Consider the following 23,143-nt stretch of genomic DNA (forward strand, 5'->3'; position numbering starts at 1 on the left):
GCTAAATTCTATTCTGTTCCGTTGTTTTTTGTGCTTGTTTCGCTTCTTTTACTTTTTGATTTCCGAAATTGTATTTCAAATTCAACATAAAATATTGCGTATCGCGATAATCTTTGAAATATTGATTTTGGTTTGCGTATTTCGTAGAAATTGTATTGCGATCAGTTTTAAAAATATCATTGAAAACCAAACCAATTTCGAAACGTTTATCCCATATTTTTTTGTTTAAAATCAAATATGTATTTTGAGATGAACTAATATCAAACGAACCTTGAATTGCCTTTGAATTATATTGATATCCTGCCGAAATATTAAATGTTTTTGCATTGTCTAAATCCAATTGTGTACTCAATGAAAGATGATAAAAAAAGACATCATTTTTGTATTGTTGTTGATCTGGTCCGAAAAAATAATTTTGATTATATTCCACAAATGTAAATAAATTCAGTTTCCACCACGATTTTAGATTAAAATTTTTCGAAAGATTTGCTCCAAAAGCTTCTCCATTTTTGATGTTTGTAAAATGATAAACTGTTTCGAAAGTTTCAGGATTTTGAATAGAAATTTCCATCGCTGGATTTTTCTCGTATCGATAATAGGCTTCAAAATTCCAATCTTTCAAAGTGTAAGATAAACTCAAATTGTGAATAATCGTAGAAATTGCATTGGCATCGCCCTGAAAATAAGAAAACAGATTGTAATATGATTTTGAAGGATTCAAGAAATTATAATCTGGTCGATCAATTCTTTTTCCATAATTCAAACCAATTTGTCCAGTATTTTCAAAATTATACATGACGTATAAAGTTGGAAAAAGATCGGTGTTTGTTCGTTTATTTTGGCTAATTGGATTATCAGAAATCGTATTTATAAGAGCTGTTTCAGATCTCAAACCAGCTTTTGTTTCCCATTTTTTCCATTTGTAATTTCCAGAAATATATAAGGCGAAAATCTGTTCTTTGTAATTAAAAATATTACTTTTTTCGGGTTGATATTCGATTTGATTTTGGATCGATTCAAAGAAATCCAAATCATTATCATTCTTTACAAAACTATATTTCGCTCCCGCTTCCAAGCCGAAATTTTTATTAGTGAAACTATAATCAATTTGTGTAGAAAATAGATTCAATTTTTGAAGTGCAGCACTCAAAAAACGATTTTCTTCATAAGGTTTATCCTTGAAATTCAGTTTTGTTAAAACATCTTGATTTTCTTTGTAATAACGATGACTAAAATTGTTACTCCAAGTCAAATTATTTTTCGCAATTTTTTTGTCATAAACCAAATACGTATTAAAATTATTTGAAGCTTCGCGACGATGATTTTGTGTTTTATAAAATGATTCAAGTTGATTATTTGTTGTATTGTAAATATTTGTCGGAACGTTATAATTCCCAATTGAAGCAGGATTTCTAGAACCATTTATTCCAAACTGAAAATTCTGTAAACTATCAATTGAATATTGAGAAGCAAAGTTGTAAATATGTTGTTGTTTCGCAACTGTTCGACGAATCATGTCACTTTCCCAGCGTGTCTGATCTTTTTCATAAGTTGTTACATCAAAATTCTTGCGAACATATTTTCCATTCACAAAATAATAACTTCCTGTCAATTGCCATTTTTCTGTATTGTAAGATTGGGTAGTACCCAGCATTCCTTTGCTATAAATAGATTGATGATAACGTGTCGCAATTTGTCCTTTGTAACCAGAAAGCACATTTTTCTTCATTTTAATATTTATAATCGCGCTTCCAGAAGCTTCATATTTTGCAGGCGGATTGGTAATGACTTCAACCGAAGAAACTGTTGCACCATCAGTATTTTCCAACAATTGTTTCAAATCATCTTGGGACATTAATGTTTTTTTATCATTAATTGTGACTAAAATTTGCGTATTTCCTCTCACACTTAACTGTTCATTTTTTAGAAGAACATTTGGCGTGTTTTTCACGATATCCCAAGCACTTAAATTTTGCAAAGGCGTATTTTCGACATTAAATTCTATTCGATCAATTTTTCGTTTCAACAAAGGTTTTTGACTAGAAAAAACAACGTCTTTTAAGTTAATTGTTTCATCTTTTTGAAGCGTAATAATCAAAGAATTTTCTGAGTTGGCTTGATATGTCTTTTCAAATTCTTGGTAACCAAATTCTTTAATGTAAATTGTAAATGATTGTGCTTGATGAAGCTCAAAATTAAATTCGCCATTTTCATTCGATTCAGCTACAATTGGATCTTGTGAAGGAATTTCAACTTCAATAGAACTATTTTTGATTGGTTGATTTTGCTCATCGATAATTTTTCCAGAAATAATTTGTGCAAAAATTAAATTTGGAAGTAGCAGAAAAAATGTTATTACTATTTTCATGGTTCAGATTTTTAACAAATCTCTTTCAAGTTTCGATTTTACTTGGTTAATGAACGGTTAACGATGAGTTAATGTGTTATTTATGAAGAAAAACAATGTATTTTTGAATTGATGGAAAGCTTATGAAATTATCTAAAAAACATTATACATTTATTTTCTCTTTTGCATTGATCGTTTTGGTTGCATTGCAAGGGTATTATATCTACAATTTGTATCGATTGATTGAGAAAGATATGAATAAAGAGGCGTGTGAAATTGGAGTTAAAGTGATGAATTTTATGTCAAAATATGAAACAGATTCTAATGATGATAAGATTTTAGATTATTTCAAAAAACTGAATCATGATGAAAAAAAACAGTTTGATGAATTACAAATAATTCGAACGAAAGTAGATTATAATTATGAGATTTATACGCCAATTGTAGATTCTCTATTAGACGTTTATTCTAAGGAAAATAATTTTGAAATAGCACTTCGTACAGATGTTTATTCGGTTTATGATGAATTGAATCATAAAGAACTATTGCCAAAGAAAAAGTATGTGATTTACGAAACGACAAATAAAATTGCGAAACCAACTAATATTAATCAAAGTGTTTGGTCATCGGATGATATTAGTAATCAAACAGATTCTGATTTAGGAATTAATAAAAATGAACGCCATAAATATAAAATTAGAGGAAAGACAGATTTTGAATTGCTGAATTTGAAATTTTTAATTCTCAAGAAAATTATTCCTTTAATCATTGTGAGTTTGTTGATTGTTGGATTAATTGTCTTTTTGTATTGGAAAAGTCTTAAAAATTTATCGAAACAAGAAGAAAAAATCAATCAATTACATTTGACAATAGACTCTATTGCGCATGAATTGAATACGCCAATTACGACGATGAAATTTGCTTTGCATCAAGTTCAACATCCAGAAACGCAACAAATGATGAACAGACAAATTAATCGTTTGGAGCAAACTGTTGATTCTATTTTTGTAAAAAATGACGAAAATTCTGAATTGTTAGATGAGGTTATTTTGAATGAAATTATCCAAAAGATTCAACTTCAATATCCAGAAATTAAACTTATTAATCAAAGTATTTTCGAGAAAAATAATGTACTGAAAACAAACGATTTTAAACAAATTGCTCAGAATTTAATTGAAAATTCAGTCAAATATGGAGCTACTGAAATTGTATTAGATTTTAAATTTCAAAAAAAAATAACATTGAATTTTTCGGATAATGGAATTGGAATTCCAACCAATGATTTGCCTCTTATTTTTGATAAATATTATCGTGTGAATCGTTCTATTAACCAAAATGTAAGCGGTTTGGGTGTTGGATTATTTTTGGTCAAGAATACAATCGAACGATATTTAGGAACAATTAACGTTCAGAATAATAAAGACAAAGGTGTTCAATTTTTAATCATTTTGCCGAATGAAAACTAAATTAATTTTAGTAGAAGATGATCAAGATTTGGGAACTGTTCTCAAACAATGTCTAGAATTTTCTGATTTTGAAGTGACTTGGTTTGATCATCCACAAAAACTATTGAAGGAAATAGAATCGTTGGAATCAGCTCAATTAATCATTTTTGATGTCATGTTACCCGAAATTGATGGTTTTTCTTTGGCGAAAAAATTAGCCGAAACCATTACAATTCCATATTTATTTTTGACTGCTAAGGCGCAAAGTTTTGATCGTGTTTTAGGTTTGAAATTAGGTGCAGATGATTATATCACAAAACCTTGCGATCCTGAAGAATTGGTCTTGCGAATAAAAAATATTTTGAAGCGAAATCAACCTGTTTTAGAAGAATTGATTAAAATTGGAGCTTATGTTTTTCTTCCAAATCAATTGCAATTATCTTATCAAGAAGAAAAATTTCAGTTAACAGAAAAAGAAGCAGAATTGTTGAGTTTCTTGATTCAGAATAATCAAAAATTAGTGAGTCGTAAAGAGATTTTAGAAAAAATTTGGGGTGAAAACGATTATTTTATGGGTAGAAGTTTGGATGTTTTTATGACACGTTTGCGCAAATATTTTCAGAACGACGAAATGATAAAATTTGAATCTGTTCGAGGTATTGGTTTTAAAATTAATTTTCCACTCTAAAAAAATAAAGCTGAACAGAAGTCCAGCTTTAATAACAAACAATTGAATTCTAAATTCAGTAAAGGGAACCGAATTTTATAAATGGATTTTTATATTCCTTGAGCAATCATAGCATCGGCAACTTTTACGAAACCAGCTATATTAGCGCCTTTGTAATAATTTATATTTTCTTGAAATTCACCTTTTCCATATTTTTTACATTGGTGATGAATTTTTATCATAATTTCTTTTAATCGATAATCTACTTTTTCTCTGTTCCAATTTTGACGGATCGAATTTTGAGACATTTCCAATCCAGAAGTTGCAACACCACCAGCATTCGCAGCTTTTCCAGGACCGTATAAAATTTGATGATCCAAAAAATAATGAACCGCTTCGGGAGTTGTTGGCATATTAGCACCTTCGGCAACCAATTTGCAACCATTGAGATGTAAAGTTTGCGCATCTTGTAAATCCAATTCGTTTTGTGTTGCACATGGCAAAGCTATATCACAAGGAACTTTCCAAGGATTTTGGTCGGAGAAAAATTTAGCGTTTGGATAATAATCAACATACTTTGAAATTCTATCGTAATCATCATTCTTAATTTTGAAAATGACATTTAGTTTTTCTGTATCAAAACCGTCTTCATCATAAATATATCCAGAAGAATCAGAAAGTGTAACCACTTTTGCGCCTAATTCCAGAGACTTTTCAGCAGCATATTGTGCAACATTTCCAGAACCAGAAATAGAAACTGTTTTTCCTTTTAAGGTTTCTTTTTTTTCGGCTAACATACATTCTACAAAATATAATAAACCATAACCAGTAGCTTCTGGGCGAATCAAAGAGCCACCATATTCTAATCCTTTTCCAGTTAAAACACCTGTAAATTCGTTTCGCATTCGTTTGTATTGACCAAATAAATAACCAATTTCTCGTCCTCCAACGCCAATATCACCAGCAGGAACATCGACATCTGCACCAATATGACGAGATAATTCGCTCATAAAAGATTGGCAGAAGCGCATAATTTCCATGTCCGATTTTCCTTTTGGATCAAAATCAGAACCACCTTTTCCGCCACCCATAGGTAAAGTTGTCAAGCTGTTTTTGAAAACTTGTTCAAAAGCTAAGAATTTAAGAATAGAAAGATTAACAGATGGATGAAAGCGCAAACCACCTTTATAAGGACCAATCGCAGAATTCATTTGTACACGATAACCTTTGTTGATTTGGATTTCGCCTTTATCATCAACCCAAGTTACTCTAAATTGAATAATACGTTCTGGTTCTGCAATTCTTTCAAGAATTTTGAACTTTTTGTATTTAGGGTTTTCTTCTACAAATGGTAAAATGGTTTCGGAAACTTCTTCAACTGCTTGTAAAAATTCTTTTTCGTTAGGGTTTTTTGATTTAATTCTTTGAATGAATTTTTCTGAGTAAAATAAAGTATCCATGCTATTTGTGTTTTATTGTTGATAAAATTATAATAAATAACAAATAAAATAATATATTTTTTAAATCAAACTTTTAATATTTATGAATTTGATAATTTCGAATACTTAGAATATATAGGTTGATAATTTTTGAAACAAAAAAAGCAGGAAAATTTCCTGCTTAATAAATTTTGTATTTTTATTCAGTTTAAGACAAGACTTATTTTTTGAAAAATCCACCCAATAAACTCATGGCATCTCCAATTCCTAATTGTCCATCACCATCCTGATCTAACAATTTTTCGAAACCTCCTAAATTTACTCCGCTTTGGTTTGTTTGAGTTGTAGAACCACCAACTAAACCGCCTAATAAACCAGCAATCCCATTTGAATCTAATCCAGCAGATTGTTTTTGTTTACCCAAGTAGCCCATTACAATTGGCGCAACTAACGCTAAAATTTGAGTAACTTGTGCTGTATTCAATCCAGATTGTTGAGAAATTGCAGATTCTACATTTTGTTGTTTATTTCCTAAAACGTGACCTAAAATTCCTAATCCATCTTGTTGGTTTCCTCCTTGACCTAAAAATCCAGAAAGATTATCCAAAATACTCCCGTCATGTTGATTCAAAGCATTCGAAATTCCTTCAGCACCTCCGCCTTGTGCATTTTTATTTAAAGCAGACAATAAAAAAGGTACAGCTGCTGCAACAGCAGTTTGAGCTTGAGATTCATTAATCCCTAATTGTTTTGCAGCAGAACCAACAATTTGTTGTCCCATTGCTCCTTGAATTAAATTAGTAAAGTCCATAAGTTTATATTATTTACTCAAATATACTATTTTTAAAAGATTAATTCAGATTAATATTAAGAGTCCTACAAAGTATTTCTATTTTTGTACAATCAATTTTGTAAATGAAACAAATAAATCTTTTTTTAGTAATCATTATTGCGGTTTTGGCTTTATTACCAATCGTTTTACCGAATCGTTTCGACGAAGAAATGCAATATGAATTTGATGCACCTGTTGGTTTGGTGTACGACGAATTTTATAATCTTCGTCAATTCTCGAAATGGCAACAATTTACAGCTTCGGATTCTTTGACAATCAAGAAATTTTCGAATACAAAAGAAGAGGACGAAAATTATATGATATGGGATTCAGAAGATGCTTCAATTGCTTCAGGAAAAGTAACGATTGAAAATTTTTCGATTAATCGTTTCGTTAATTATACGATAAAATATGATGGTTGGGAAAAATTAGATAGTTTGAATGTCAAATTTGAACAACAAGAAAATGGGAAAACAACTGCAAAATTGAATTATTTAAGTCAAGAAATTCCTTATTTCTACCGCTATTTTGCTTTTTTCAAAAATCCTGAATCTAAATTTGAAAAATCTTTGGATAACCTAAATCAAAAAGTGAAAGTTAGATTAGATAAGGATCAAAAAGAAGGACGATTGAATTATGGTGAATATCGAATTGTAGAATTAGGTCGAACAAATTTATTAGCGATTCGTAAACAATCAAGTTTAGCGGAAAAAGATATAATGGATAAAGTAGATGGTGCTTTTGAGGTGATTTATAAATCGTTAATGAATAAAGATGAAGGTGGTTTTGATTTCGATTTAGGTTTCCCATATGTCTATTTTACTGATTTTGATAAAGAAAAAGATAAGACAACATTTTTTGCTGGAATACAATTAATAGAAGATTTGCCTTTACAAAAAGAGATGAAAAAAGTGGTTGTTCCTGGTGGAGATTATTTGTTAACATTGCATTTAGGACCTCGTTCTAAACGTGCGCAAACAATCGAGAAAATGAAGAATTATGCAAAATCTAAAAAATTACAATTGGATACAAAACAATTAGAAATTATGTTAAATGATCCGAAGGAAACAGATAGTTTAAAACTAATTTCTCGAATTTATATACCAATTAAAAAACAATAAATACTTAAGAATTAACAATTTTTAAAGTACACTTAGCCACAGTAATGTGGCTTTTTTTGTATTTTTGCAACTTCTTACAAACGAACATGGACAAAGATTTTATTGAAGTTTACGGTGCACGTGAACATAATCTAAAAAATATTGATGTAAAGATTCCTCGAAACGAGCTTGTGGTAATCACGGGTTTAAGTGGAAGTGGGAAATCTTCGTTGGCTTTTGATACGATTTATGCAGAAGGACAACGTCGTTATATCGAAACTTTTTCGGCTTATGCACGTCAATTTTTGGGAGGTTTAGAACGTCCAGATGTTGATAAAATTGATGGTTTGTCGCCTGTTATTGCAATTGAGCAAAAAACGACCAATAAAAATCCGCGTTCCACTGTTGGTACAATTACAGAAATTTATGATTTTCTTCGTTTGTTGTATGCGCGTGCTTCTACGGCTTTTTCAGTCGAAACAAACGAACAAATGGTTGCTTACACAGAAGAGCAAATTATTGAGTTGATTCGAACACAATACAGCGAGAAGAAAATTGCGATTTTAGCGCCAATTGTACGTTCAAGAAAAGGTCATTATCGAGAAGTTTTTGTAACATATTCTAAAAAAGGTTTTCTTGAAATGCGCATTGATGGCAAGTTGCAAGATATTACGCCTGGAATGATGTTAGATCGTTACAAAACGCATGATATCGAATTGATGGTGGACAAAATGTTGTTGAATGATAAGGTGAATGATCAACGTTTGCGTTCAAGTATCGATCATGCAATGCAACAAGGTAATGGGATTACGATGATTTTGGATTACGAAACCAATGAAACGAAATTCTTTTCTCGTTCGTTGATGTGTCCGTCGACAGGAATGTCATATGCGTTGCCAGAACCGAATACATTTTCGTTCAATTCACCAAAAGGTGCTTGTCCGACGTGTACAGGTTTAGGTGAGTTGAAAGTGGTAAATCACGAAAAATTATTTCAAGATCAAGATAAATCGTTGTTTGATAATTTGGAAGAATTATTTGAGACGTTAAAATCATCTTCTCGAATAGAAAAACAATTGGAAGCGATTTTTGTCAAACATAATGTAGACGAAAAAGTAGCGTTCAAAAAACTTCCTCAAGCATTGATTGATGATGTGATGAATGGTTTGAAAGAAACCTTAAATGTTGATCTTAAATTTGCATCAGTTAAAAAAACATATAAAATCGATTTTGAAGGATTGAATGAATTTCTTTCTGAAATTATGGAAGATAAAAATAATCCGTCTTCAAGTTCGATTAGCAAAAAGTTTGGAAAGAAAGTTATTTGTCCAAGTTGCGAAGGGAAACGTCTTAAAAAAGAATCACTTTTCTTTCGTATCGATGAAAAAAATATTGGTGAAGTTGCGGAAATGGATCTTCAATCGTTACAAAAATGGATTGAAAATGCACCAGTTTCGATGACGTCGAATCAACAACAAATTGCGCACGAGATCCTGAAAGAAATTTATACGCGTTTATCCTTTTTATTGGATGTAGGATTGGATTATTTGAGCCTTAATCGTTCTTCTAGAACACTTTCTGGAGGCGAGGCACAGCGAATTCGTTTGGCAACGCAAATTGGTTCTCAATTGGTGAATGTGTTGTATATTTTAGATGAGCCAAGTATTGGTTTGCATCAACGCGATAATGTCAGATTGATAGATTCGTTAAAGAAATTACGCGATATCGGAAATTCAGTTTTGGTTGTAGAACATGATAAAGACATGATTTTGGAATCAGATTATGTGGTTGATGTTGGACCAAAAGCAGGAAAAAATGGTGGTCAAATTGTTTGGGAAGGTGAACCAGAACAAATGTTAAAATCAAATACATTAACATCAAAATACTTAAACAATCAGTTACAAATCGAAGTTCCAAAAGAACGAAGAAAAGGTAATGGATTAGAATTGAAACTTTTTGGAGCATCTGGAAACAACCTGAAAAATGTAAATCTTACCATTCCTTTAGGAGAGTTGGTTGTAGTTTCGGGTGTTTCAGGTTCTGGAAAATCAACGTTGATTAATGAAACATTGTACAGAATTCTGAATCAACATTTTTTTAGAGCAGAAAAAGATCCGATGCCTTATAAAAAAATCGAAGGTTTAGAACATTTGGATAAAGTAATCGAAGTGGATCAATCGCCAATTGGTCGTACTCCTCGTTCTAATCCTGCAACTTATACGGGAATTTTCTCTGATATTCGTACGTTGTTTACAAATTTACCTGAAGCCAAAATTAGAGGTTACAAGCCTGGACGTTTTTCATTTAATGTAAAAGGTGGACGTTGTGAAACTTGTCAGGGAGCAGGTTTGCGTGTGATTGAAATGAATTTTTTACCAGATATTCATGTCGAATGTGAAACATGTAATGGTAAACGTTTTAACCGCGAAACGTTGGAGGTTCGCTACAAAGGAAAATCGATTTCGGATGTGTTAGAAATGACGGTAAATGAAGCGGTAGAATTCTTTGAAGCGATTCCGAAAATATATCGTTATGTCAAAATGTTGCAAGATGTAGGTTTGGGTTACATCACGCTTGGTCAGCAGTCTACAACATTGAGTGGAGGAGAAGCGCAACGTGTGAAATTAGCAACAGAATTGGCAAAAAAACAGACAGGAAAAACAATTTATATTTTAGATGAACCGACAACAGGTTTGCATTTTGAAGATGTAAATGTGTTGATGAAAGTAATCAATAAAATTGTAGAATTTGGAAATACTGTTATCATTATCGAACATAATTTGGATGTGATAAAATTAGCTGATTATGTGATTGATATTGGTCCAGACGGAGGGAGTAAAGGTGGAAAAATTGTGGCAGAAGGAACGCCAGAAGAAATCATTAAGAATCCGAAAAGTGTAACAGGAAAATTCTTAAAAGACGAATTGAAATAAATAAAAAAAGTCCATCTAACAATTGTTAGATGGACTTTTTTTTATGACTTATAATCCGATTGAAACACCCATAAAAGGTTGTAATCCTGAAGAAAATATACTTTCGTTTTCTTTATATAAAACATTGTACATCACACCAGCTTGAAATCTTACTGGTCCACTCGATTGATATCCAGCTCCCAACCATAACGCAGATTCGTCCATGTCAGTTTCATAAATACTGTTGTAATATGGCGTACGATCGTTGTACTTTTGTTTTCCTGTGTAGTACATATAATTGGCTCTCAAGAAAATGTTTTCGATTGGAAAAAAGTTAATGTAAGGACCAACATTAAACAAATTTTGTTTTACATAATCATCTTTTGCATACTGATAACCTGCTGTCGCACCCAATTCTAAATTGTTTGCAACCATATATCCAACACTTGGAGAAATATTAAACCCAAAATAACTGTTATTCCCAAAAGATAGTCCCAAACCACCTCCAAAACGCCAATTATTATTAAGCGTTTGATTTTGATTAATTTGAGAAAAAGCAGTATTGCTTAGGGTTAAAGAAATGATAAATAAAAGAAACTTTTTCATAGAAATTTAATTAATTTTTAACTTTTAAAAATGGCTCTAATTGAAAAAACCACTATAAATTTGCCTTATCAAAAATAGTAATTCTGTTTTTAAGTAAACATTATTATTTATTTTAAGTTAATTCGAGTCGTTCATAGTTTTTAATTATAAAAGAATAGAAATAAGATTTGATAAATCTATAATTCATTCGTTTTCTGGTTCTATATTTGCATTAGTAAAGTTAATCAAATAGACAATATAAAATTTAATCATATGAAATTATTATCGCCAGAAAAAAAACAAAAAATCGCTGATATTTTAATTAAATTATTAGCTGATGAACATATTTTATACTTAAAAACAAGAAATGCACATTGGAATGTAGAAGGTCCTGATTTTCAGACAATACATGTGTATTTTGAATCGTTATATAACGAGTTACAAATTGTTATAGATGATGTTGCAGAAAAAATTCGTCAAAAAGATGTTTATGCACCAGCAACTATGGCAGAGTATTTGCAGTTAGCTCATTTATCAGAAACAAGAAAAACAGAAAACAAAGATAGTTTAAGTTTTATTGCTGATTTACTACACGATCACGAAGTTATTATTAACTTTTTGGCGCAGGCTGTAGTAGAAATTGATGAGTTTCATGATATATCAACTTCGGATTTCTTAGTTGGTTTATTAGAACAACATCAAAAAACTGCTTGGATGCTTAGATCGCATCTAAAATAAAGTTGAACATTATTTTACTTCATAAGTTTTTAGTGTTAATTCATATTAGTGTTAATTAGGTTGAGCCTTGGATTTATCCAAGGCTTCAGCTTTTTATGACGGTTTGTAATTAACCTCCTACTTCTTTTATTTCTGCATCAGCAGCATTTGTTTTTACAGAAGCAATTCCATTTTTAGCGCCAGATTCAGTTTCGTACGATTGGCTTGTCCCAATTACTTGTCCATTTGTTGCCTTTAAATTGAAATGCCATTTACCAGAAGCACCTTCTTTTAATTCGTATTTAGAATCATCTTGCGAATTTTTGCGAACAGATTCAATTCCGTTTTCGCAGCTTGCTTTTTGTTTATAACCTTCGCTTGCCAAAATATTTTGTCCATTTTTAGCTTTCAAACGAAAACGATATTCTCCTGCTTTGTCTTGATAAATTTCGAACATAATTTAATTTTTTATAAATATTTTATTTTGTTGATTGATATAAATTTATAAAAATTATTTGATAATTATCAATCTATAAAATATTTACAAAAAAAATCCTGAAAAATTATTTCAGGATTTCTATTTTTTTATTGAATTCTTTTTAAATCGTCAATATTATGTTTGTGCATATAAAGAGGAATGTGTTCTATAACAACGTCGTTCTTTTCTAGACCAAAAGATTTCGGAATGTTGAATTCTATTTTCTTTAATAAATAATAAACTTTTAGCGTGAAAAATTCTTTCATACTTAATTTAGTTTCAATTGAAGGAAATTTCTCAATCAAAACAAATTTCATGTCAGGATCTTGATTGTATTTTTTCAAACATGTACTCAGATATTTTAACTCTAATTCTCCATTTGCATACATATCGTTGATTACTTTTTTGATATATTGTTCTGTTTTTGGCTGAACTCTAAATCCTACATTAAATGTAATTCGATATATTTTTTGATCGACAATTGGCAATATTTTATAACTCAACGTATAGGGTTCACTATCTCGGTTAATGTTTACAAACCAATAGACATCTGCACGTTTTGGGCGTTTTGATAAAATAGATTGAATGCTATATTTTTCGATATTTTTTGGATTCGTAGATTTCGTTAAGTAAAATAAGAAAGTAGAGTATTTATTGATTGTTTTATCTTCGCTCAATTCTGTTAATACATTTGCGTAGCGCTTTATTTTAACGAATTCTAAGTTTCGTGAATTAAGGATTTTTCCGTAAAAACTACAATACATTATTACAAAGAACAACCATCCCATTAATAATGCTAAATAGCCACCATCAACAAATTTGACAACATTTGCTACGAAGAAAGAAGATTCTATCGCTACGAATATCGACAAAATTGCCACAATAAATACTTTGTTGAATTTTGTATAATAATTAAGGTAATAGGATAACAAGAAAGTCGTCATTAACATGGTAACCGTTATGGCAAGACCGTAGGCGGCTTCCATATGGGACGAATCTCGGAAATATAGAACGATAAAGACACAGCCAGCCCATAACATAAAATTGATTGTAGGAATATAAACTTGGCTTTTGTGTTCGTTTGGTTGAATAATTAATGTTCTTGGCCAGAAACCTAAGTTAATTGCTTCATTGATTAATGTAAAAGATCCTGTAATCAAAGCTTGTGATGCAATAATAGCTGCACCTGTGGCAATACAAATTCCAGGAATCAAGAACCAATCTGGCATCATTTCGTAGAAAGGATTTCTACCGTCTAACATAGGATTGTCTTGGTGCATTAACCAAGCTGCTTGTCCTAAATAGTTTGTTACTAAACAGATTTTAACATACAACCAACTAATTCTAATGTTTTTTCGTCCACAATGTCCTAAATCGGAGTATAATGCCTCAGCACCTGTTGTACATAAGAATACAGCGCCAAGAATCCAGAATCCATGAGGATAATTCATCAATAAGTTATACGCATAATAAGGATTTAATGCTTTGATAATACTTGGATGATGTACAATATGTAAAACTCCTAAGCCTAGAAGCATTGTAAACCACAAAACCATAAATGGTCCAAATATTTTTCCTACTTTATTTGTTCCAAATCGTTGGAAGAAAAATAACATCGAAAGGATAAAGATGACAATAGGTATAGTAGGTAGATTTTCGAGTCCGTTTAGCATTCGTAGTCCTTCAACAGCAGAAGAGACGGAAACGGGGGGGGTGATAATTCCATCGGCGAGCAAAGCAGAAGCTCCAATGATGGTTGGAATAATTAGGTTTTTACCTTTTTTCTTGATTAATGAATACAAAGAAAAAATTCCTCCTTCGCCATCATTATCCGCTTTTAGTGTCAACCATACATATTTGATAGAAGTCTGAAAACACAAAGTCCAAAAAACACATGATACGCCTCCGTAGACAATGCTCTCTTCAATCACGCGATTCTCGCCAATTATCGCTTTCATTACATATAAAGGACTTGTTCCAATATCACCGTAAATGATTCCAAATGCGATTAATAGCGTTGCCGCTGTTACTTTGTTCATCGTATGGTTTGATTCCATAAGCAGTATTTTAAAATTTCTACGAATGTATGCCGTTGAAAAGAGATTAAACAATCTTATTTATTTATAATATAAAACCAACATTATATTTATTTTCGATACTAAATATGACGTATTTTTACACTACTACAGTCAATTTTTTAATAATGGAATAAATTTAAGTATTATTTAATCATACTATTTATTTTATTAATCATAATTTAAAGTTACATTTCATTGATAAATAGTAAATTGAATCATTATTTGTTAAACAAAATTAAATTTTAAAACTTTGTTATGCTTGCATAATAAAAAAAGATTATATTTGTTAGACATACACTAAAATATGTTAAGAGAAGATTTAACGATAGATTATTTATTGCGTTCAACATGGTTGTCAGTTCAGAAAATGTATAATGAGCAAGCAGTTGCTTACGATTCTACAATGGTGTATGCCTTTACATTATTATCAATAGATCCGAAAGGAGGTACGCCAAGTACGTCGCTAGGACCAAAGATGGGAATAGAGCCAACAAGCTTGTCGAGAACATTAAAAAACTTAGAAGCAAGAAATTTTATCGTTCGAAAACCAAATCCAGAAGATGGGAGAAGTGTGTTGATCACTTTGACTGAAGAAGGATTAAGAATGAGAGATATTTCAAAACATTTTGTTTTGCAATTTAATGAATCAATTAATAATCACATCGAACCAGAGAAAATGCAAATTTTCTTGGAAGTGATTTATAAGATTAACCAATTAATATCGGACAAAAAAATATTTAAAAACAATTATGAGAAGACACGTTAAACACGTAACTGTATTAGGATCAGGAGTGATGGGTTCTGGTATTGCATGTCATTTTGCAAATATCGGAGTCGAAGTCTTGATGTTAGATATGGTTCCTCGCGAGCTTACACCACAAGAGCAAGCGAAAGGACTTACTTTAGAGAGTAAAGTAGTTCGTAACAGAACTGCTCAAACTCACTTAGATGCTGCTTTAAAAAGCAATCCTTCACCAATTTATGACAAAGCATTTGCTTCTCGTATAACTGTAGGGAATTTTGATGATGATTTCGAGAAGATTAAAAACTCGGATTGGGTAATAGAGGTTGTGATCGAAAGATTGGATATTAAACAATCTATTTTTGAGCGTGTAGATAACTTCCGTAAACCAGGAACTTTAGTCACTTCTAATACTTCTGGTATTCCAATTCATTTGATGGCTGAAGGTCGTTCAGATGATTTTCAGAAACATTTCTGCGGAACGCATTTCTTCAATCCGCCACGTTACTTAAAATTATTCGAAATTATCCCAACTCCTCAAACAGATAAATCTGTTGTTGAGTTTTTCCAAAACTATGCATCTTTATTTTTAGGTAAAACACCAGTTTTATGTAAAGATACGCCAGGTTTTATCGGGAATAGAGTAGGAGTTTACTCGATGGCGAAAGTGATGGAATTGGCGCAAGAAATTGGATTAACGATTGAAGAAGTTGATACTTTGACAGGTTCTATTTTGGGTCGTCCAAAAACGGGAACATTCAAATTGGGTGATTTGGTTGGTTTGGATACAGCATATAATGTAACAAAAGGTTTACAGCAAAATGCGCCAAATGACGAAATGATCCAAGGTTTGAAAGATTCAAAATTCTTGGATTTCTTAATCGAAAATAAATTCTTAGGAGATAAAGCGAAAAAAGGTTTCTATTATAAAGAAATTGATAAAGAAGGGAATACCAATCGTTTTGCCTTAAATCTTGATACGTTAGAGTATCGTCCAATGGAACGTGCAAAAGTTACAGCTGTAGAAACTGCTAAAAATGCAGGATCTATGCGTAATAAATTAGGTGTTTTATTGAAAGATTCTGGTAAGGCTGGAGAATTGATTCGCAAACATTTTGCTTCATTATTCGCTTACGTTTCTCAACGTGTTCCAGAAATTACAGATGTACTTTATCCAATTGATGACGCTTTAAAAACAGGTTACGCTTGGAAATATGGTCCATTTGAAACATGGGACTTGGTTGGGTTACAAAACGGAATTCAATTAGTAGAATCAGAAGGTTTCAAGGTTTCGGATTGGGTAAAAGAATTAGCTGCTTCAGGTGCAGATTCTTTTTATAAAATCGAAAATGGTAAGAAATTATTCTATAATCAATCATCAAAACAATTCGAATTAATTCCAGGTCAAGATGCATTTATTATTTTAGATAACATCAGAAAAACAAATGAAATCTGGTCAAACCAAGAAATATCTATTCAAGATTTAGGAGATGGAATCATCAATATTGAGTTCCGTTCTAAAATGAATTCTCTTGGAGGAGGAGTTTTACAAGGAATCAATAAAGGAATCGAGTTAGCAGAAAAAGATTATCGTGGAGTTGTAATTGGTAACCAAGGAGATAATTTCTCTGTTGGTGCTAATTTAGCCATGATTATGATGATGGCTGCAGAACAAGATTGGTGGGAATTGAATATGGCAATCAAAATGTTCCAAGATACAATGATGCGTGTTCGTTATTCATCTATTCCAGTTGTTGTTGCTCCTCACGGAATGACGCTTGGTGGAGGTTGCGAAATGTCAATGCATGCGGATAAAATTGTAGCTGCTGCCGAAACTTACATTGGTTTGGTTGAGGTTGGAGTTGGATTAATCCCAGGTGGTGGAGGTTCGAAAGAATTTGCGCGCCGTGCAACTGAATTCGCTTTAAAAGATGATGTAAAAGTAAATCATTTACGTGATAATTTCATGAATATCGCAACTGCGAAAGTGGCAACTTCAGCTTATGAAGCGAAGAATATGGGAATTATTCGTGAGCAAGATATTGTTGTAGTAAATGCCGAACGTCAAATTGCAGAAGCGAAGAAACATGCAATTATTATGGCAGAAGCAGGTTATACACAACCAATTCAACGTAAAGTAGAAGTGTTAGGAAAAGAAGCAATGGGAATGTTCTATGTTGGAACAGATTCTATGGTTGCTGGACGTTTTGCTTCGGATCATGATCGTTTAATTGCGAATAAATTAGGATATGTAATGACAGGTGGTAATTTGTCTGAATCAACTTATGTTTCAGAACAATACTTGTTAGACTTAGAGCGCGAAACATTCTTATCTCTTTGTGGAGAAAGAAAAACATTAGAGCGTATTCAGCATATGTTAAAAACAGGTAAACCGTTGCGTAATTAATATTTGTATTAAGTAAAAAGTAACATGTAAAAAGTATTTATGCATGATTTTAAAGAGTTAATCGTTTGGCAAAAAACAATGAATTTTACGAAAAGGTTTTATGAGATTACTTCAAATTATCCTAAAAGTGAGATTTATGGTTTGACCTCTCAATCAAGAAGAGCTTGCGTATCGATAGCTTCAAATATTGCAGAAGGTGCTGGTCGAAATTCGAATGCTCAATTTATTAATTTTCTCAATATAGCTTTAGGTTCGTCTTTCGAATTGGAATGTCAAATTATTTTAGCAAGAGATTTAGAATTTATTCAAGTAGAGATTTCGGATAATTTATTAAAAGATTTAAAACATATACAGAATATGTTGGTCAAATTAATTCAGAACTATAATTAAATACTTTGTACATCATACATTTTACATTGTACAATCTAATAATACTTTAAAAAAATGAAACAAGCATATATAGTTACAGGATATAGAACAGCTGTAGGAAAAGCGCCAAAAGGAACATTGCGTTTTACACGTCCAGATGAAATGGCAGCTACAGTAATCAAGCGCTTAATGCAAGATTATCCAACTTTAGATCCAACACGTATCGACGATCTAATCGTTGGATGTGCAATGCCAGAGGCAGAACAAGGATTGAATATGGCACGTCTTATCTCATTAATGGGATTAGACACAGACAAAGTTCCAGGTGTTACAGTAAATCGTTATTGTGCTTCAGGATCAGAAGCAATTGCTTTGGCGGCTGCTAAAATTAGAACAGGAATGGCAGAATGTATCATTGCTGGTGGTGCAGAATCGATGTCGTATATCCCGATGGGAGGTTACAAACCAATTCCAGAAACAGATTTAGCGAAAGATCATCCAGATTATTATTGGGGAATGGGATTAACAGCGGAAGAAGTTGCAAAAGAATTTAAAGTGTCTCGTGAGGATCAAGATTTATTTGCATTCAATTCGCATCAAAAAGCATTAAAAGCAAATGCTGAAGGAAAATTTGCATCTCAAATCGTTCCGATTGATGTTGAATTTAATTTCTTAGATGATAAAGAAAAAGTTCAAACAAAGAAAATTGATTTCAAAGTAGACGAAGGTCCACGTGCGGATACATCTATCGAAGGTTTAGCAAAATTACGTCCTGTTTTTGCGCAAGGAGGTTCAGTTACAGCAGGTAACTCTTCTCAAATGTCGGACGGAGCAGCTTTCGTTATGGTAATGTCAGAAGATATGGTGAAAGAATTAGGTCTTGAGCCAGTTGCACGCTTAGTTGCATATTCTACGGTAGGTTTAGCACCTCGTATTATGGGAATTGGACCTTTATTTGCAATTCCAAAAGCATTAGAACAAGCAGGAATGAAATTAGAAGATATTCAGTTAATCGAATTGAATGAAGCCTTCGCTTCTCAATCAGTTGCAATTATGCGCGAGTTGAATCTTAATCCTGATATCGTCAATGTAAACGGAGGTGCAATTGCTTTAGGGCATCCACTTGGATGTTCGGGTACGAAATTAACCGTGCAATTGTTACATGAAATGGAAGCGCGTAAAGCGAAATATGGAATGGTAACCATGTGTGTTGGTACAGGACAAGGAGCAGCTTCAATTTTCGAATATCTAAAATAAAATCTAATATCTAAACAACAAAAAAATATGTCTACAAATCCAAATAGATTAATCGGAGGTCAATATTTAATTAAAGATGCCTCTTATAATGATATTTTCACTTACGAAGATTTATCAGAAGAACAACAAATGATTTTGCAATCTGCAAAAGAGTTTATCGATAAAGAAGTAGTGCCTAAGAAACACCAAATTGAGAAAAAAGATTATGCGTTGATTGAAGAATTAATGCGTAAAATTGGTGAATTAGGTTTATTAGGAATTTCTGTTCCAGAAGAATATGGTGGAATGGGAATGGGATTCGTTACAACAATGTTAGTGTGTGACTATATTTCAGGAGCAACAGGTTCGTTAGCAACAGCTTTTGGAGCACATACTGGAATTGGAACAATGCCAATTTTATTGTACGGAACAGAAGAGCAAAAACAAAAATATTTACCAAAATTAGCAACAGGAGAGTGGTTTGCATCTTACTGTTTAACAGAGCCGGAAGCAGGTTCTGATGCAAATTCAGGAAAAACAAAAGCTGTTTTATCAGAAGATGGTAAAGAATATATCATCACAGGTCAAAAAATGTGGATTACAAATGCAGGTTTTGCTGATTTATTCATTGTTTTTGCACGTATTGATGATGATAAAAATATCACAGGTTTCATTGTAGAAAAAGATAAAGCTGGTGCTGGATTCTCATTAGGAGAAGAAGAAGATAAATTAGGAATTGTTTCTTCATCAACACGTCAAGTTTTCTTTAATGAAGTTCGTGTTCCGGTTGAAAATCTTTTAGGAGAAAGAGACGGAGGATTCAAAATTGCGATGAATGCCTTGAATGTTGGTCGTATCAAATTAGGAGCAGCATGTTTAGATGCGCAACGTCGTATTTTAGATTATTCGTTACAATATTCTTCAGAACGTAAACAATTCAATACATCAATCAATACATTTGGTGCGATTAAAGAGAAATTAGCTGATATGGCTGTTTCTGCGTTTACTTCAGAAGCTGGTGCGTATCGTGCAGCGAAAGATGTACAAGATGCAATCGAAGATAACATGGCAAAAGGAATGCCTCATAATGAAGCGGAATTAAAAGGTATCGAAGAGTATGCAATCGAAGCTTCTATTTTAAAAGTTTGGATTTCTGATGCTGCTCAAATTTCTGCGGATCAAGGAATTCAGATTTACGGAGGAATGGGATATTCGAAAGAAATGCCAATGGAAGCAGCTTGGAGAGATGCACGTATTTCTAGAATTTACGAAGGAACAAACGAAATCAATACCTTATTATGTGTTTCGATGTTAGTAAAACGTGCATTCAAAGGAAAATTAGATTTAATGTCTCCTGCAATGAATGTGGCGAACGAATTAATGTCTATTCCTTCTTTTGATGTTCCAGATTATTCAGAATTATTTGCGCAAGAAAAAGAAATTATTGCAAATCTTAAGAAAGCGTTCTTTATGGTTGCAGGTTCTGCTTTGCAAAAATTTGGTGCGGAATTAGAGCAACACCAACAATTGATTATTGCGGCTTCTCGTATTATGCAAGAAATTTATATGGTAGAATCGGCGATGTTACGTGCAGAAAAAATTGCAAATGTAAAAGGTGCTGATGCAGCGAAGAATGCAGAAAAATTAGTTCAATTACAATTATTCAAATCGGTAGAAATTATCAAAACAGAAGCTACTCGCGGTATCGTTTCTTTCACAGAAGGAGATGAGCAACGCATGATGTTATCTGGTTTAAGAAGATTTACACGTTACAACGAATATCCAAACGTAGTTAACTTAAAAACTGAAATTGCAGAATTGTTAATCAAAGAAAATAAATACACTTTCTAAGTATATTTTAAATACAAATTATTTAAAGCAGTCAATTTATTGACTGCTTTTTTATTTTTAATATGTTGAAATATAATTTGGTATATCATTTGATGATTCTAGAGTAAGTACTAGTCTTTATATAAGTTAGTTGAGTTTTCATGGTACTTAAGTTTTAGTAGAGAAAGGCCTCAGTTGTTCCCAATTGAGGTTTTTTTATGCCTTGAGGTTAAAGTTTATTCATTAAAAATAAGAGAGTTAAGTCGATATTTCTTAATGAAATACTTTTCGAAAGAAATGATTTGAAGTAACTTTAATTCAAATTAATAACCCAAAAACAAAGCTTATGATAATTAATGCAGCAATTCTTACGTTGACCATGTTTGCAACATTTAGTATTATGTGTCTAGTCAAATTAGATGAATTAAAAAAAATAAAATAAAACAACAAAACTCCATTTCTATAAATGGAGTTTTGTTGTTTTATAAAGTTATATTTACTTCAATTAATACATTCGAAATGAAAAAGAAGCTAATTGTTTTAACGGGAGCTGGAATTAGTGCTGAAAGTGGAATTTCTACTTTTCGAGATGCCAATGGTTTGTGGGAAAATCATGATATTATGGAAGTCGCTTCGATTGAAGGTTATCAAAGAAACCCAAAATTGGTTCAAGAATTCTATAATCAACGTCGAAAACAATTATTCGATGTTGAACCCAATACTGCGCATCATTTCTTGAAAGAGTTAGAAAATGATTTTGAAGTTGTAATTATCACTCAAAATGTAGACGATTTGCATGAAAGAGCAGGTTCTTCTAAAATAATACATTTGCATGGCGAATTGAGAAAAGCGCGAAGCGAAAAAGATGAGAATCAAATTATTGATTGGAATAAAGATATCAAACTTGGAGATTTGGCTGAAGATGGAAATCAACTTCGTCCGCATATTGTGTGGTTTGGCGAAATGGTTCCGGAAATAGAAAATGCGATTGATGAGGTTTTAAAGGCAGATATTTTGGTAATTATTGGAACATCGATGCAAGTGTATCCAGCTGCTTCGCTCAAAGATTATGCAAAAACAAATGTCCCAATTATCTATATCGATCCATCAGATACCTATACCAATTCATCTATTACGCATATCAAGAAAAAAGCAACAGAAAGTATCGAAGAATTAAAAACTATTTTGAATAATTTTTAATCTTTTACGTTTTACTGTTGATTAATTAATTTAGAGAATATGAAGTATATATTTCTACCATTATTTGTTTTTTCTATTAATGCGGCTGCACAAGAGTTAAATCCGTTTTATCAATCGATTGTCGAACAAGTGAAATACGATTCTGTGCATCAGAAATTGCAAAAATTTCAAGATTTCGGAATTAAAACTGTTGGTTCGTCAGCTCATGAAAATACATTTACATGGTTGAAATCTTATTATACAACATATGGTTATGCCACTATAGAGCAACAATCAGTTAATGTTTTTGGAAATGTTGGAAATAATTTAATCATAACTAAAATTGGAAAAAAATATCCTGATAAATTTATTATCATCGATGGTCATTATGATACATTAAATGGACCTGGAGCGAATGATAATGGATCGGGAACGGTTACTTTATTAGAAATTGCTCGATTAATCAAAGATATCGATACTGATTATTCGATCAAGTTTATTCATTTTACAGGAGAGGAGCAGGTTTAATAGGAAGTCAGACATATGTCAATCAAATTGCAGTTCCTCAGAATTTAAACATTAAAGCTGTTCTGAATATTGATGAGGTAGGAGGAGTGGCGAATAAAGTAAATTCAACAATTGTTTGTGAGCAAGATGAAAGTAATCCAACATCAAATAATGCAGCTTCTTCTGATTTGACTAATCAAATGTCGAATATTTTTCCCTTGTATACAACTCTAAAAACTGAAATTTCGAATGCTTATAGTTCCGATTATATGC

At 31.9% G+C, this 23,143-nt stretch carries 18 protein-coding genes; 12 read left to right on the forward strand and 6 right to left on the reverse strand.

Annotated elements, in window-relative coordinates:
• Position 1: 1 nt before the first annotated feature.
• A complete protein-coding gene (locus N5E64_RS11055; protein WP_280037604.1) occupies positions 2-2,368 on the reverse strand; it encodes an outer membrane beta-barrel family protein in 2,367 nt (788 codons plus the stop codon).
• Between the two features lie 122 nt (positions 2,369-2,490).
• Between N5E64_RS11055 and N5E64_RS11060 the strand changes: the two genes are divergently transcribed.
• Both N5E64_RS11060 and N5E64_RS11065 read left to right on the forward strand, forming a co-directional pair.
• Positions 2,491-3,813, forward strand: a complete 1,323-nt coding sequence (locus tag N5E64_RS11060; protein WP_125350246.1) for a sensor histidine kinase KdpD — start codon at positions 2,491-2,493, stop codon at positions 3,811-3,813.
• Positions 3,803-4,480 carry a response regulator transcription factor gene (locus N5E64_RS11065; RefSeq protein ID WP_280037605.1) on the forward strand — a complete coding sequence of 226 codons (678 nt, stop codon included), beginning with the start codon at positions 3,803-3,805 and terminating at the stop codon, positions 4,478-4,480. Before N5E64_RS11060 ends, N5E64_RS11065 begins: the two co-directional genes overlap by 11 nt.
• A gap of 89 nt (positions 4,481-4,569) precedes the next feature.
• Here N5E64_RS11065 and gdhA read toward each other — a convergent pair whose 3' ends face one another.
• Positions 4,570-5,919, reverse strand: a complete 1,350-nt coding sequence (gene gdhA / locus N5E64_RS11070) for an NADP-specific glutamate dehydrogenase (RefSeq protein WP_221854634.1) — start codon at positions 5,917-5,919, stop codon at positions 4,570-4,572.
• A 199-nt stretch (positions 5,920-6,118) separates the two neighbouring features.
• The gene (locus tag N5E64_RS11075) at positions 6,119-6,709 is read right to left on the reverse strand and encodes a DUF937 domain-containing protein (RefSeq protein WP_180905983.1); all 591 of its coding nucleotides are present in this window, start codon (positions 6,707-6,709) and stop codon (positions 6,119-6,121) included.
• Positions 6,710-6,813: 104 nt separating this feature from the next.
• Here N5E64_RS11075 and N5E64_RS11080 point away from each other — a divergent pair, with 104 nt between their 5' ends.
• Positions 6,814-7,851 carry a GyrI-like domain-containing protein gene (locus N5E64_RS11080; protein ID WP_219034942.1) on the forward strand — a complete coding sequence of 346 codons (1,038 nt, stop codon included), beginning with the start codon at positions 6,814-6,816 and terminating at the stop codon, positions 7,849-7,851.
• Between the two features lie 86 nt (positions 7,852-7,937).
• A complete protein-coding gene (uvrA, locus tag N5E64_RS11085) occupies positions 7,938-10,763 on the forward strand; it encodes an excinuclease ABC subunit UvrA (RefSeq protein ID WP_280037606.1) in 2,826 nt (941 codons plus the stop codon).
• A gap of 48 nt (positions 10,764-10,811) precedes the next feature.
• Here uvrA and N5E64_RS11090 read toward each other — a convergent pair whose 3' ends face one another.
• A complete protein-coding gene (locus N5E64_RS11090) occupies positions 10,812-11,348 on the reverse strand; it encodes a hypothetical protein (RefSeq protein ID WP_280037607.1) in 537 nt (178 codons plus the stop codon).
• Between the two features lie 252 nt (positions 11,349-11,600).
• On the opposite strand from N5E64_RS11090, the gene N5E64_RS11095 reads away from it, so the two are divergent.
• Positions 11,601-12,065, forward strand: a complete 465-nt coding sequence (locus N5E64_RS11095; protein ID WP_125350253.1) for a Dps family protein — start codon at positions 11,601-11,603, stop codon at positions 12,063-12,065.
• A gap of 109 nt (positions 12,066-12,174) precedes the next feature.
• Here the strand turns inward: N5E64_RS11095 and N5E64_RS11100 are convergent, their stop codons facing one another.
• Both N5E64_RS11100 and N5E64_RS11105 read right to left on the reverse strand, forming a co-directional pair.
• Positions 12,175-12,501: a YegP family protein gene (locus N5E64_RS11100; protein ID WP_125350254.1), complete on the reverse strand. Its 327-nt coding sequence runs from the start codon at positions 12,499-12,501 to the stop codon at positions 12,175-12,177.
• A 128-nt stretch (positions 12,502-12,629) separates the two neighbouring features.
• Positions 12,630-14,579 (reverse strand): KUP/HAK/KT family potassium transporter, encoded by a 1,950-nt coding sequence (locus tag N5E64_RS11105; RefSeq protein ID WP_221854639.1) that lies wholly within the window; start codon positions 14,577-14,579, stop codon positions 12,630-12,632.
• Positions 14,580-14,904: 325 nt separating this feature from the next.
• Here N5E64_RS11105 and N5E64_RS11110 point away from each other — a divergent pair, with 325 nt between their 5' ends.
• The 7 genes from N5E64_RS11110 (at position 14,905) to N5E64_RS11140 (ending at position 22,891) form a co-directional block, all read left to right on the forward strand.
• The gene (locus N5E64_RS11110) at positions 14,905-15,366 is read left to right on the forward strand and encodes a MarR family winged helix-turn-helix transcriptional regulator (protein WP_125350256.1); all 462 of its coding nucleotides are present in this window, start codon (positions 14,905-14,907) and stop codon (positions 15,364-15,366) included.
• Positions 15,350-17,749, forward strand: a complete 2,400-nt coding sequence (locus N5E64_RS11115; RefSeq protein ID WP_280037610.1) for a 3-hydroxyacyl-CoA dehydrogenase/enoyl-CoA hydratase family protein — start codon at positions 15,350-15,352, stop codon at positions 17,747-17,749. Before N5E64_RS11110 ends, N5E64_RS11115 begins: the two co-directional genes overlap by 17 nt.
• Positions 17,750-17,788: 39 nt before the next feature.
• Positions 17,789-18,139 (forward strand): four helix bundle protein, encoded by a 351-nt coding sequence (locus N5E64_RS11120; protein WP_114999168.1) that lies wholly within the window; start codon positions 17,789-17,791, stop codon positions 18,137-18,139.
• 54 nt (positions 18,140-18,193) lie between these two features.
• Positions 18,194-19,375, forward strand: a complete 1,182-nt coding sequence (locus tag N5E64_RS11125; RefSeq protein ID WP_125350257.1) for an acetyl-CoA C-acyltransferase — start codon at positions 18,194-18,196, stop codon at positions 19,373-19,375.
• Positions 19,376-19,402: 27 nt separating this feature from the next.
• Positions 19,403-21,205: an acyl-CoA dehydrogenase family protein gene (locus N5E64_RS11130; protein ID WP_280037612.1), complete on the forward strand. Its 1,803-nt coding sequence runs from the start codon at positions 19,403-19,405 to the stop codon at positions 21,203-21,205.
• A gap of 498 nt (positions 21,206-21,703) precedes the next feature.
• Positions 21,704-22,384: an NAD-dependent deacylase gene (locus N5E64_RS11135; RefSeq protein ID WP_280037613.1), complete on the forward strand. Its 681-nt coding sequence runs from the start codon at positions 21,704-21,706 to the stop codon at positions 22,382-22,384.
• A gap of 39 nt (positions 22,385-22,423) precedes the next feature.
• Positions 22,424-22,891 carry a M28 family metallopeptidase gene (locus N5E64_RS11140; RefSeq protein ID WP_280037614.1) on the forward strand — a complete coding sequence of 156 codons (468 nt, stop codon included), beginning with the start codon at positions 22,424-22,426 and terminating at the stop codon, positions 22,889-22,891.
• Positions 22,892-23,143 lie beyond the last annotated feature (252 nt).

It is taken from the genome of Empedobacter sp. GD03739 (assembly GCF_029843245.1).
GTDB classification, from domain to species: Bacteria; Bacteroidota; Bacteroidia; order Flavobacteriales; family Weeksellaceae; genus Empedobacter; species Empedobacter falsenii_B.